General features: G+C 70.7%; 12 protein-coding genes. 3 read left to right on the top strand and 9 right to left on the bottom strand.

Features of this window, described 5'->3' with window-relative positions; translation table 11 throughout:
• Positions 1 to 114 precede the first annotated feature (114 nt).
• The 7 genes from RUH65_RS13240 to RUH65_RS13210 all read right to left on the bottom strand — a co-directional run bounded on the left by RUH65_RS13240 (position 115) and on the right by RUH65_RS13210 (position 6,263).
• The gene (locus RUH65_RS13240; RefSeq protein ID WP_313818018.1) at positions 115 to 768 is read right to left on the bottom strand and encodes a biotin/lipoyl-containing protein; all 654 of its coding nucleotides are present in this window, start codon (positions 766 to 768) and stop codon (positions 115 to 117) included.
• Positions 769 to 785: 17 nt separating this feature from the next.
• The gene (locus tag RUH65_RS13235) at positions 786 to 1,859 is read right to left on the bottom strand and encodes a transketolase C-terminal domain-containing protein (protein WP_313818017.1); all 1,074 of its coding nucleotides are present in this window, start codon (positions 1,857 to 1,859) and stop codon (positions 786 to 788) included.
• On the bottom strand, positions 1,856 to 3,052 hold the full coding sequence (locus tag RUH65_RS13230; protein ID WP_313818016.1) for a thiamine pyrophosphate-dependent enzyme: 1,197 nt from the start codon (positions 3,050 to 3,052) through the stop codon (positions 1,856 to 1,858). Before RUH65_RS13230 ends, RUH65_RS13235 begins: the two co-directional genes overlap by 4 nt.
• Positions 3,053 to 3,204: 152 nt before the next feature.
• The gene (locus RUH65_RS13225) at positions 3,205 to 4,314 is read right to left on the bottom strand and encodes a histidinol-phosphate transaminase (protein WP_313818015.1); all 1,110 of its coding nucleotides are present in this window, start codon (positions 4,312 to 4,314) and stop codon (positions 3,205 to 3,207) included.
• Positions 4,315 to 4,403: 89 nt separating this feature from the next.
• Positions 4,404 to 5,045, bottom strand: coding sequence for an ABC-2 transporter permease (locus tag RUH65_RS13220; protein ID WP_313818014.1), 642 nt, complete (start codon positions 5,043 to 5,045; stop codon positions 4,404 to 4,406).
• Positions 5,042 to 5,893 (bottom strand): ABC transporter ATP-binding protein, encoded by an 852-nt coding sequence (locus tag RUH65_RS13215; protein WP_313818013.1) that lies wholly within the window; start codon positions 5,891 to 5,893, stop codon positions 5,042 to 5,044. Before RUH65_RS13215 ends, RUH65_RS13220 begins: the two co-directional genes overlap by 4 nt.
• Entirely contained in the window at positions 5,886 to 6,263 is a 378-nt protein-coding gene (locus RUH65_RS13210; RefSeq protein ID WP_313818012.1) for a GntR family transcriptional regulator, read from the bottom strand. The genes RUH65_RS13215 and RUH65_RS13210 overlap by 8 nt, the downstream gene beginning before the upstream one ends.
• A gap of 136 nt (positions 6,264 to 6,399) precedes the next feature.
• Here RUH65_RS13210 and RUH65_RS13205 point away from each other — a divergent pair, with 136 nt between their 5' ends.
• Positions 6,400 to 6,822, top strand: a complete 423-nt coding sequence (locus tag RUH65_RS13205; RefSeq protein ID WP_313818011.1) for a phage holin family protein — start codon at positions 6,400 to 6,402, stop codon at positions 6,820 to 6,822.
• Between the two features lie 1,560 nt (positions 6,823 to 8,382).
• On the opposite strand, the gene RUH65_RS13200 is transcribed toward RUH65_RS13205, so the two are convergent.
• Positions 8,383 to 8,844 (bottom strand): hypothetical protein, encoded by a 462-nt coding sequence (locus RUH65_RS13200; protein ID WP_313818010.1) that lies wholly within the window; start codon positions 8,842 to 8,844, stop codon positions 8,383 to 8,385.
• A 189-nt stretch (positions 8,845 to 9,033) separates the two neighbouring features.
• Between RUH65_RS13200 and RUH65_RS13195 the strand changes: the two genes are divergently transcribed.
• Both RUH65_RS13195 and RUH65_RS13190 read left to right on the top strand, forming a co-directional pair.
• Complete coding sequence (locus RUH65_RS13195; protein WP_313818009.1) at positions 9,034 to 9,648, top strand: flavin reductase family protein; 615 nt, start codon at positions 9,034 to 9,036, stop codon at positions 9,646 to 9,648.
• 139 nt (positions 9,649 to 9,787) lie between these two features.
• On the top strand, positions 9,788 to 11,320 hold the full coding sequence (locus tag RUH65_RS13190; RefSeq protein WP_313818019.1) for a DUF1846 domain-containing protein: 1,533 nt from the start codon (positions 9,788 to 9,790) through the stop codon (positions 11,318 to 11,320).
• A gap of 47 nt (positions 11,321 to 11,367) precedes the next feature.
• On the opposite strand, the gene RUH65_RS13185 is transcribed toward RUH65_RS13190, so the two are convergent.
• Positions 11,368 to 12,528, bottom strand: a 1,161-nt coding sequence (locus tag RUH65_RS13185) for an aldehyde dehydrogenase family protein (RefSeq protein ID WP_313818008.1), incomplete at its 5' end; no start/stop codon positions are given.

The raw sequence follows: 12,528 nt of genomic DNA, 5'->3' as shown, positions 1-12,528 counted from the left end.
ACGGACCGGTAAGAAGATGAGCCGGGGGGATGCCGCCATGACTGAGGCCGAGTGGCTGGGGTGCGACGATCTGTGGACGGTGCTGTACGAGATGCTGGGCCGGGCCGCGGCACGTCACGCCGGCAGCCGCAGCCCGCGCGCCGCCGGGGCGCTGGGGACGGTGAGTCCCGCGGCTTCTCGGACGGGCTCCTCGCGCAGCCTCGGGCTCCAGGACGGTGCCACCGCAGCCTGTCCGGACGGCTTCCGCGGGCGGCGGGTCGCGGCGTCGGCCTTGGGCCCGGAGCCGGTCAGCGCGGCACCGGCTCCGCCGGCAGCGCCACCCTCGGCAGCGCTGCCCTCGGCCGCGCCACCGGAGGGCGCGGCACCGCGCGCGGACGGCCGGGCGGGATCGCCGCCGTCGGTCGGCACGGGAGCCTCTTCGCCGACGCCGGCCTCGGCAGTGTCACCGGATGTTGCTCCGGCTTCGGCCGGCATGGTGTACCCGGTCTCCGCGACAGCGGGGGCCGATCCCTCCGGGGAACCGTCCGGGGAGGCCGCCGTGGTGATGCCGATGATGGGGGTGCCGACCTCGATGGTCTCCCCCGCCGGGGCCATGAGCTCGGCGACGGTGCCGGCATAGGGGCTGGGCAGCTCGACGAGGGACTTGGCGGTCTCGATCTCGCAGAGGACGTCGTTGACGGCGACCGTGTCTCCCACGGCCACGCGCCACTCCGTGATCTCTGCTTCGGTCAGGCCTTCGCCGACGTCCGGCAGGGTGAAGATCTCCATGGGGTGCCTCCCGGCAATCAGTAGGCGAAGGTGCGGTCGACGGCGTCGAGGATGCGGTCCAGGTCCGGCAGATAGTGCTCCTCCACGCGGGACGGCGGGTAGGGCAGGTGGAAGCCGCCGACGCGGATGATAGGCGCCTCGAGGTGCAGGAAGGACCGCTCGGAGAGGCGGGCGGCGATCTCCCCGCCGAGTCCGCCGAAGGTGGGCGCCTCGTGGGCGATCACCATGCGGCCGGTCTTCTCGAGGGAGGCCTGCAAGGTGTCGAAGTCGATCGGGGACAGCGAGCGCAGGTCCACGACCTCAATGGATCGCCCGTCCTCGGCGGCGGCGTTCGCGGCGGCCAGCGCCACCGGGACCAGGGGCCCGTAGGCGGCGATCGTCGCATCCGTGCCGGCGCGGACCACCTGGGCCTGGAAGGCGCCGAGCCCGCCGGGGCCCTCCGCGGCCAGGTCGACCTGGCCCTTGAGCCAGTAGCGGCGCTTGGGCTCGAAGATGATGACCGGGTCCTGCGACTGGATGCCCTGGCGTGTCATCCAGTAGGCGTCCTGAGCGTTGGACGGGGTGATGATCCGCAGTCCGGGGGTGTGGGCGAACAGCGCCTCGGGCGATTCCGAGTGGTGCTCGATCGAGCCGATGCCGCCGCCGTAGGGGATGCGGATGGTCACCGGCACGGTGGCGGCGCCGCGGGTGCGGGCACGCAGCTTGGCCAGCTGGGTGGTGATCTGATTGAAGCCCGGGAACACGAAGCCGTCGAATTGGATCTCGGCGACGGGCCGGTATCCGCGCAGGGCCAGGCCGATGGACGTACCGATGATGCCGGATTCGGCCAGCGGCGAATCCACCACGCGGCCGGCGCCGTAGGTGGCCTTCAGCCCCTCGGTCACGCGGTAGACACCGCCCAGGGAGCCGATGTCCTCGCCCATGAGCAGGGTTTTGGGATCGGCCGCGAGTTCATCCGACAGGGCCCGGTTGATGGCCTTGGCGATGGTCAGCGTCTCGACGGCGGCCGCCCCGTCGGCAGGCCGGCTGGGCCGCTCGGCTGACGGCGCTGCGGCCCGGCCGCCTGGCAGGGTGGTGCTCTCGGCGCTCATGCCCGACTGTCCTCATCTGCTGCGTCTGTTGTGTCTGTTGTGTCTGCGAAACCGGCCTGCCACGCACGGTGCCAGGCCTTCTCCTCGGCCACGAGCGGGTGCGGTTCCGCGTACACCGTGTCGAACACGGCCTCCAGCGGCGCGATGGCGTCCCCGGTCATGGCCAGCACGGCCTCGCGGCTCCGGGCGGCCAGCCGCTCCCCCTCGGCGGCGACGTCGGCGAAGAATCCGTCCGGGTCGGTGCCGGCGGCCCCGGTGGCGCGCAGGTACTTCTCCAGGCGGACCATCGGGTCGACGCCGGCCCAGGCCGCCTCCTCGTCCCGTGTCCGGTATTTCGTGGGGTCATCGGCGGTGGTGTGCGCCCCGACCCGGAAGGTGTGGGCCTCCACCAGGACGGGACCGGCCCCGGTGCGGGCCTGTTCCGCGGCCCACGCGGTCACGGCGTACATGGCCAACGGGTCGTTGCCGTCCACGGTGACGCCCTCGAAGCCGTAGCCCGCGGCGCGCTGTGCGAGCGGGACGCGGGTCTGGGTGGAGGCCGGCACCGAGATGGCCCACTGGTTGTTCTGGCAGAAGAACACCACGGGCAGGTTGTAGCTGGCGGCGAAGACCATGGACTCGTGGACGTCACCCTCGGAGGAGGCCCCGTCCCCGAAGCACGCCAGCGCGATCTGGCCCTCGCGCCGCAGGCGTTCCGCGTCCCAGCCGGCCTGGTCCCGCTGGATGCCCCACGCATAGCCGGTGGCGTGCAGGGTCTGGGCGGCGAGCACGAGCGTGTAGGGCTGGAGGCGGTGGTCCTCCGCGGTCCAGCCGGCATGCGCGGCGCCGCGGAACAGCTCGAACAGTTGGCCCGGGGTGACGCCGCGGCCCAGGGCGAAGAGGTGCTCGCGGTAGGTCGGGAAGATCCAATCGGAGTCGTGCAGCGCGGTCAGGGCGCCGGCCTGGGCGCCCTCCTGGCCGATGGCGGGGACCCAGAGGGCGAGTTGGCCCTGCCGCTGGAGGGAGGTGCCCTCGGAGTCCACCCGGCGCTCGGTGGCCATGAGCCGGTACATCCGTCGCAGGGCGGCCTCGTCCAGGTCGGCGAGGTAGGGCGTGAACCGGGCGTCCTGCTGCGGGGTGCCGTCGGTGGCCAGCAGGCGGACGGCGCCGTCCGGCAACTCGGTCGCCGTGGTCGGCGGCTGCGGTTCGTTCACGTGGAACTCCTTCTCCCCCGGCACGTCCGGCGCCGGTCCGGGGTCAAGCCTAGTCCCGCCGGGCCATACTCGCGCGTTGAACGACGCCGGACCAGCACCTTTCGCCGCCTCATCGCTCCCGCGGCACGCACCCGGAGGGTGGGGGCTGGGGGCTAGGCGGCCGGCGTCGGGCCTTCGGGGAAGTCCGCACAGACCTGGAGGAAGCGTGTGTTGGCCTCCTCCTCGCCGATGGTGACGCGGACGCCCTCGGTGCCGAAGCCGCGCACGGCCAGCGCCTGGCGTCCGGCCGCTGCGAGGAACTCCGGCGTGCGTTCGCCCAGGGGCAGCCAGACGAGGTTGCCCTGGGAATCGGGGACGTCCCAGCCGAGGGCGGCCAGGCCGGCCAGCACGCGCTCACGCTCGGAGACGACCCTCGCCACGCGCTCGTTGACCTCGTCGAGGTGGTCGAGGGAGGCGATGGCGGCCTGTTCGGCCACCGAGGACACGGCGAAGGGCGTGGCCAGGACGCGCAGATACTGGGTGACGTGCGGGTGGGAGATGGAGTACCCGACCCGCAGATTCGCCAGCCCATGGGCCTTGGAGAACGTCCGCAGCACCGCCACGTTCGGGTGCCGGCGATAGACCTCCACGGCATTGACGGCATCCGGCTGGGTGATGAACTCGGTGTAGGCCTCGTCGAGGACCACCAGCACGTCCTGCGGGACTTTCGCCAGGAACTCCTCGACCTCGGCACCGGTGAGGGCGGGTCCCGTCGGATTGTTGGGCGTGCAGACGATGATGACGCGGGTGCGCTCGGTGATGGCCGCGGCCATGGCGTCCAGGTCGTGCCGGAAGTCGGCGGTCAGCGGGACCTGGATGTCCCGGGCCCCGGCCGCGCGCACGACGATCGGGTAGGCCTCGAAGGAACGCCACGCGTAGATGACCTCGTCCTGGGTGCCGTCCGGGTGGGTGCCGGCGTAGGTGGTGATGATCTGCGTCAGGGCGCCGAGCGAGCCGGCCCCGGTGACGATGTCCTGCGGGGAGATCTGGAGGTGCTCGCCCAGGCGCTCGCGCAGGGCGGTGGACAGCGGGTCCGGGTAGCGGCAGATGTCCGCGAACCGCTCCAGGACCGCACGGACGGCCGGTACCGGGCCGAACGGGTTCTCGTTGGAGGAGAGCTTGTAGGGCGTAAGCCCCTCCACCGGGGCGGCGGGCTTGCCCGCCGCATAGGCCGGGAGTTGGCTGAGGACCGGGCGCGGGCGGATGGGCTGCGGTTCGTTCATGACTCACCAGCCTAAGGCGAGTCTCCCTGATCGGCAGTCGGCGCGGCCGAACAGGCGTTGCCGACCGCGCCGGCCCCCTCCGGAGGGCATCAGAGTTCCCGGCTGCGGTAGAGCCGCACCGACGTGACTGTCCCGACGGTGATGCCGATGGCCCCGAGCAGGAAGCCGCCGCCGACCACGATTCCGAGCGGGATGCCGGCTGCCGCGTCTGACAGCGGCTCGAGCATGCCCGCCGACTGGGCCAGCCAGCCGAGGCCGGCGAGGACGAGTACCGGCGCGTAGCTCATCAGTCGACCGCGCGAGTAGCCGATGCGGAAGAAGACCGGCAGTTGTAGGGCGGCGGACAGGCCGACGAAGGCGAAGGCGGCGGCGTGAGCGATCAGGAGTATCTCGGGAGCGAACTGATCTCCGCGGGCCAGCGCCATGGCGACCGTGACGGCGGTCGCCAGCGCGGCCGCCACCAGGTAGTAGACGACGAGCGAGAGGACACGCCCGATGACGACCGAACGCCGCGCGAGCGGCAGCACGCCGTAGAGGATGTCGAGGCGCCCGCGCTCGTCGCCGAGGAACGGTGTCGAGACCATCAGCGAGCTGACGGCGGAGGCTGCGACGACGGCCATCCCGGGGACGGGAAGGATCATGCCCACCACCACGACGAAGAGTAGCGTCAGGAGCGTCTGCTTGCGGGGGAACCAGGTCATCAGGTCGAATCGCGTGAAGGTGGCGATCATGCTGGGACCCCCTCATGATCGGCGGCCAGGTGGATGATGATGTCGTCGATGCTCGCGGCATCGATCACCGCCTCGGGTCCGAACGCGGCGGAGTCTGCCATGCGGATCAGGGCGAACCACTGCTCGCCCGAGCGCTGCAGACCGAGAACGGGGCCTGACGGTGGCTCCCCCGAGCCGCGGACCATCGCGAACTCCTCAACCGCCTCGGGCAATGTGCCACGGTGGGCGATCCGCCCGCCGACGAGCACGACGAGTTCATCGGCGAGGTCGGTGAGATCGGTGGTGATGTGGGTGGAGAAGAGCACGGCGTGCTGCGGATCGAGCATGAACTCGCGGATGATGGCGCCGATCTCGCGGCGTGATGCCGGGTCGAGGCCGCTGGACGGTTCGTCGAGGATCAGCAGCTCGGGGGCCGGCGCGAGCGCCGTGGCGAGGGAGAGCTTGACGCCTTGCCCGCGCGAGAGCTCGCCCACCCGCTGCCCCGGTGGCACGGAGAGCCGGTCGAGCAGCTCATCGAAGCGGCGTTGGTCCCATCCTGGGTAGAAGGGCGCGAGGCGCCTGCCGAGGGAGATCACCCGCCACTCCGGCGCAGCTGTCGGATGGTCGAGCACGATGCCCGTCCGGGAAAGGGCCTCGGGTGATCCGGCAGGGCGTCCGACGACCTCGACCCTGCCGGAGTCGGGGAGGACGAGGCCGAGCAGCGCCCGGATGGTGGTGGTCTTGCCTGCCCCGTTGGGGCCGACGAGGCCCACCACGCTGCCGCGGGGGACGGTGAACGAGATGTCGTCGATCTCGAACGCCGGTCGTCGTACACGCAGGTTGTCGATCAGGGCCATGTGGTCAGTCATCGTTCCTCCAGGTCTCGTCGAGGCGGTGGTGGATGTCGGACGTGCTCAGTCCGGCGTGGCGGGCGGCAATGCGCAGCTCCCGGAGCACGTCGTCGACGCGCTCCTGCAGCGCGGCCCTCGCGATCTCCGGGTCGACCACGAGGACCACGAACCCGCGCCCATGCTCACTCTTCACGAGCCCTTCAGCGGCGAGGTCGTTGTAGGCGCGGGTGACGGTGATGATGCTCACCCGCAGATCGGCCGCGAGCTGCCGCAGCGAGGGGAGGGCCTGCCCGGCCTGGGTCTCTCCGGAGAGGATCGACGACCGGACCTGGTCCTTGATCTGCTCATAGATGGGTGTGCTCGAACTCGTGGACACCACGACCCGCATGTGCGCTCCTACTGTTTACTAACACCACAACAGTAGAACAGCTGGTGCCGCTTGCCAAGGGTCCTCTGCCCGTCCCGAGCCACCGGTCTGCGCCCCATCCTGCGACTTCAGGCATCAGACGTGGGACGATGGCCCCATGGTGAAGTTCCTCCTCCGCGTCATTGTCAACGGCCTCGCCCTCTGGGTGGCCACCCTGATCCTGCCCGGCATGGAGGTCATCCCCTCCGACACCTTCGGTGACACGGGCGACACCACCCTGAACACGGTGATCGCCTACCTCGTCATCGGGCTCGTGTTCGGCGCCGTCAACGCGGTGGTCAAGCCGGTCATCTCCCTGCTCTCCCTGCCCCTGACCTGCCTGACTCTGGGTCTGTTCACGATCATCATCAACGCCGGCATGCTCATGCTGACCGTCTGGTTGACCTCCTATCTGCCCATGCAGGTCACGGTGGACGCGTTCTGGTGGACGGCGGTCTTCGCGGCCGTCATCATCTCGATCGTGTCCATGTTGGCCAACGGCGTCCTCGGCCTCTCCGGCGCGAACTCCCGGCGGGACTGACGCGCCGTCCGCGGCGGCGAGGACGGATGGCGCGGGTTACCCGGGCGGATCCGTTCCAGCTGCACCGATCGGGTCACACCGCCGGCGGCGGTCAGGGTGCCGAGATGCGCCAGGGCCGGCGCCAGGCGGGCCACCTCCGGATCGGCGTCGATCCGTTCGCCGTGGAACCGGTAGTTCTCGAAGAGGTGCCCTGACATGAGATCCCGGCCCTCGGGGTACAGCTCCTCCCGGTACCCGCTGACCGTGATGGTGGCCCGATGCACTCCCTGCGGGTTAGGCCGGCCGTCCGCAGCGGCCGGCAGATCCTCCTCGTGCTCCAGGTGGACGGTCTCCACTCCCTCGGGGACGGCCATCTCCCCCGTGGGCGATCCGATGGTCATCAGCCCCTGCACGTCATAGGCCGCCGCGATCCTCGGATCGGCGGCCGCCCGCGTGGCATGCATACCACCCTGGCTGTAGCCCGTCAGCACCAGGGCGTCGCCCCGACTGGCTCCCGCCTGGCGGAGCGCGTCGTCGAGGGCGACCGTCATGTGCTGCGAGTCGAAGGCCAGGGCTTCGGCGTTGCCGTCCATGCCCAGGGGATTGGTGGACCAGCCACTGGCGTCCTTGGAGTCCCCCGGCTGGGTGCCGGGGATCGCCACCAGCCACACCGTCTCCGGGGTCCCGGGAGCGTCGGGGGTGATCCGGGTGATCTGGATCGAGCCGGGGTCCGCCTCGCGCGCCCGGTCCAGATGGTCCATGACATTCGTGGTGGCGCCCCGCCCCTGGGGCGTCCACGTCTCGTCCCACTCGTCGGCCGGGGGGACCTTCTCCTTGGTCCGTACCGGGCCGATCTGGACGATCCCGGCCCCCGAGCCCAGGGCCGTGAGCAGCGGCCACAGCCGCTCCGGCCCGGACAGGGCTCCGCTGACGCCCTCATCCCGGGCGGCATGGCCGGCGACGTCCGAGGCCACCCGGAATCCCACACCGAGCCCCAGAGACAGCGTCCCGAGCAGCCCCGCGATGACCTCGGGGGCGGCCTGGACGGCCAGTTCCGTGATCGGCTGCGGGATCGGCTGGTTGGAGAGGGCGAGTACCGCCGCGGAGACGAAGGCGGCATGGCCGGCCAGCTCGACGACGGCGCGCTGGGCGGCCGCCTCCGCGTTCCGGTAGGCCTCGGCCGAGGACCGCACGCCGAGGTACAGCACGTCCGCCTCGGCGCTGATGGACAACAGCCCGGAGGACAGTGTTGCCGTGCGAGCCGCCAAGGCTCGGCCCGCTCCGGCCTGTGCCGCCGCCACGGCCAGGAGCGCTCCCGCCCCCGTGGCCCGCATCGACAGGGCCGCCGCCTCGTCCGTGGCCGCGGCCAACAGGAAGGCACCCCGTTCCAGGTCGTCCAGGTTGGCGTGGATGCTCGTCGGCCCGCCGCGAAGGGAGAACGATGCCGGCGCCTCGCCACGCCCGTCGTCCGTCCTGCCCGGAACGCCGTCCACTCCGTCCAGGAGGCCAGGACGGCCGACGCCGGCGGGCACGGTTGCGGTCAGGGCACCGGGCGCCGCCGCGGCCACCGGTCCGGCCACGTCAGCACATCCCCAGGGTGGCGGCGCTGGCCACCGTGGCCTTCGCGGCGTTGAGGCTGGCCCGCAGCTGGCCGATTCTCCCGTGCAGCTCGTCGATCGCCACCCGGGCCAGCACTGCGGATTCCTCCGCCAACTCGGCCAGGTCCGCCGCCCGCCCGCGCAGACGGTCGCTCCGGTCCAGGAACGCCGTCCCGGCCGGCGAACGCCAGTCCAGGGCCGAGAGGCGGTGGACTGATTCAGCCACGCCGCGGGTCCCGGTTCCGACCAGCCGCAACTCCTCGACCACCTGATACAGCTGGGCCACCGCCGCCTCCAGAAGACGGAGCTGCTGTTCGTCACCGAAGACGAGGTCTATGGCAGTCCCGACCGCCGGACACAGCGCGTCCGGATCGATGACCGGAGGGGGCAGGGTCCCGCCCACCAGCCCATGGTTCACCGGCGTTCCACCGTGGGGTCCTGTCATGCCCGTCCTCCCGCCCTGGACTGCCCCGGTTTCCGCCGGCCACAGCCCCGTCATTCCTGCTGTCCTCGACGCTAGGCACTCCCCGCGGTTCGCGGGTGCTGGTCAGGGGCTACTGGGGATAAGACCAGATCACTCGAGGCGTTGTGGAGGACGGCACCGCCGCACGGCAGGTACTGGAAGACTGTCCCCATGACCAACCACCGCACTGAGTTCGATCCGGCACACCTCGGCGACCGCGAGACGACCCTGCTGGTGAAGTCGATCCTCATCCCGCGGCCCATCGCCTGGGTGGGGACGGTGGACGCGCAGGGAACCGCGAACCTGGCCCCACACTCGTTCTTCACGATGGTCTCCGAGGAGCCGCCGATCGTGATGTTCTCCTCGACCTCGCGCAAGGACTCCCTGACCAATGCCGAGACCACCGGCGAGTTCACCGTCTCGCTGGTGGCCCGGCGGCAGTTCGAACAGGCCAATCAGACCTCGGCGCGCTATGCCCCGGAGGTGAGCGAGTTCGAGGCCGCCGGGATCGAGGCCGAGCCCTCGGCCGTCGTCGTGCCCCCGCGGGTGGCCGGTTCACCGGCGGTCATGGAGTGCATGGTGGAGCGCATCATCGAGGTCGGCGGGAACCACATGGTGCTCGGCCGCGTGGTGCACGTGGCGGTGGACTCGGACACCCTCGGCACCGACGCCCGCGGCCGGACGCTTCCCCTGGCGCAGCGGCTCGATCCCCTGACCCGGTTGGGACGCAACGAGTGGGGCACCCTCGGCGAGGTCCTGGCCATCGACCGGCCGCAGGGCGCGTAGCCCGGCGGACTCCCGGCCCGGATGCTAGCTTGACGTCGTGGCCTCGTCGATCTCCCCCTCCTCTCCGTCAGCTCCCGATACCCCTGGATCTCCCCCGCAGAGCACGCCCTCGGCCTCCGCGCCCGGCGGCACTGAGGGGCTGGCCGGGGCCGCCTCGTCCGCAGCGCCGAATGGCCTGCCGGGACACCGGACGGGCTTCGACCGGGAGCGCTACATCGAGCTGCAGTCCCGCCACATCGAGGAGCGCCGCCAGCAGATCGGCGGCAAGCTGTACCTGGAGATGGGCGGGAAGCTCTTCGACGATCACCATGCCTCCCGCGTGATGCCCGGCTTCACCCCGGACAACAAGATCGCCATGCTGGAGCGGATCAAGGACGAGCTCGAGATCCTCATCTGCCTCAATGCCAAGGATCTGGAACGCCAGAAGGTCCGGGCTGACCTGGGGATCCCCTATGAGGAGGATGTCCTCCGGCTGATCGACGTGTTCCGCGAACGCGGCTTCCTGGTGCAGCACGTGGTGCTGACCCAGCTGGAGGACGCCAACCAGATGGCGCAGGCCTTCAGTGAGCGCCTCGAGCGGCTGGGGCTGACGGTCGCCCGTCACCGCGTGATCCCGGGCTACCCACAGGACACCAGGCGGATCGTCTCCGAGGAGGGCTTCGGGCTGAACGACTACTCCGAGACCACCCGGGACGTCGTGGTGGTCACCGCGCCCGGACCCGGCTCCGGCAAACTCGCCACGTGCCTCTCGCAGGTGTACCACGATCACGCGCGGGGCACCTCGTCCGGATATGCCAAGTTCGAGACGTTCCCCATCTGGAACCTGCCCCTGGACCACCCGGTGAACCTCGCCTACGAGGCCGCCACCGCGGACCTGGATGACATCAATCTGATCGACCCGTTCCACCTCGCTGCCTATGGTGAGCAGGTCACCAGCTACAACCGGGACGTGGAGGTCTTCCCCCTCCTGACGGCCCTGTTGGAGAAGCTCACCGGCTCCTCCCCGTACGCCTCCCCCACGGACATGGGTGTGAACCTGGCCGGCAGCTGCATCGTGGACGATGCGGTGTGCCGCGAGGCCTCCCGCCAGGAGATCGTGCGCCGCTACTACAAGGCGCTGGTGGACGAACGCAGCAACGACCGCGAGGCGGACATCTCCGAACGTGTGGCCCTGGTGATGTCCCGGGCCGGCTGCGGCACCGAGGACCGCGCCGTCGTCGCCCCCGCCCTGGCGATCGAGGAGGCCACCGACGCTCCCGGCTCCGCTCTCGAACTGGCCGACGGGACCATCGTCACCGGCAAGACCTCTGGTCTGCTGGGCTGTTCGGCGGCCATGCTGCTGAACGCGCTGAAGCACCTCGCCGGGATCGAGGACAGCGTCCACCTGCTCTCCCCCGCCGCGATCGAGCCGATCCAGACGCTCAAGACCGAGCACCTGGGCTCGAGGAATCCGCGCCTGCACACGGACGAGGTGCTGATCGCCCTCTCCGTCTCCGCAGCCTCGGATCCGAACGCGCGGGCGGCGCTGGCACAGCTGCGCAACCTGACCGGCTGCGACGTCCACACCACCACCATCCTGGGCACCGTGGACGAGGACATCTTCCGCAACCTCGGCATGCTGGTCACCTCGGAGCCCCGGTTCCAGCGCAAGGCGCTGTACCGCAAGAGGTAACCCCGGGCCGGGCCCGACGCCGGCCCGCACCCGGGGTCAGGCTTCGGTCACCAGCTGGTGACCTTGGGCAGCGCCACCGACTTCAGGCCCTCGACGCCGAACTCGAGCCCGTAGCCGGACTTCTTGACGCCACCGAAGGGCACCCGTGGGTCCACGGCCCCGTGCTTGTTGATCCACGTGGTGCCGGCCTCCAGCCGTGCCGCCACCGCCCGGGCCTCCTCCAGGTCAGTGCCCCACACCGAGGAGCCCAGCCCCACCTCGAGGCCGTTGGCCCAGCCGATGACCTCATCCAGGGTGGTGTACTTGACGATCGGCAGTGCCGGACCGAACTGCTCCTGGGCCACCAACGGGTTGTCGTTGTCCACGTCCGCCACGAGGGTGGTCGGGTAGAAGTATCCGGGCTGGTCCTGCTGCGGGTCGCCACCGGTGAGGATCCGGGCGCCGGCGGACCGGGCCTCCTCGACCAGTCCGGAGACGATGTCGAACTGCTGCCGGTTCTGCAGCGGCCCGAGGACGTTCTCCTCCTGAAGCCCGACGCCCATCGGCATCTTCTTGGCCACATCCACCAGCGCCTCGCACATCTGGTCGTACTGGGATTCGTGCACATAGAGGCGCTTCAGCGCCGCGCAGGTCTGTCCGGTGTTGATGAAGGCCCCCCAGAAGACGCCTTCGGCGATCGCCTCGGGGTCGGCGTCCGGCAGCACGATGCCGGCATCGTTGCCGCCCAGCTCCAGGGTCAGCCGCTTGAGCGTGTCCGCGGCGGAGCGCATGATCGCCTGGCCGGTGGAGGTGGACCCGGTGAACATCAGCTTGTCCACCCCGGCGTGGGCCGTCAGTGCGGCACCGAGCTCGCCGCCACCGGGGACCACCTGCAGCACCCCGGCCGGCAGCACCTGGTTCAACACGGCCCCGAGCGCCATCACGGACAGCGGGGTGTACTCGGAGGGCTTGAGGACCACGGTGTTGCCCATCCGCAGGGACGGCGCGATCTGCCAGATCGAGATCATCATCGGCCAGTTCCACGGCCCGATCGCCCCGACCACTCCCACCGGCACGTACTCCAGGACCGCCTGGCCGGACTCGTCGTCCACGAGCACCTCGGGCTCGAGTTCGAAGGCGGCGTTGGCCCGCAGCCAGGACGCGCAGGCCCCGACCTCGAAGCGGGCATTCGGCCCGTTGAGCGGCTTGCCCTGCTCCCGAGACAGCAA

The sequence above is a fragment of the Citricoccus sp. genome (genome assembly GCF_032154715.1).
Lineage (GTDB): Bacteria > Actinomycetota > Actinomycetes > Actinomycetales > Micrococcaceae > Citricoccus.
This window is presented reverse-complemented; position numbering and strand designations above follow the sequence as displayed.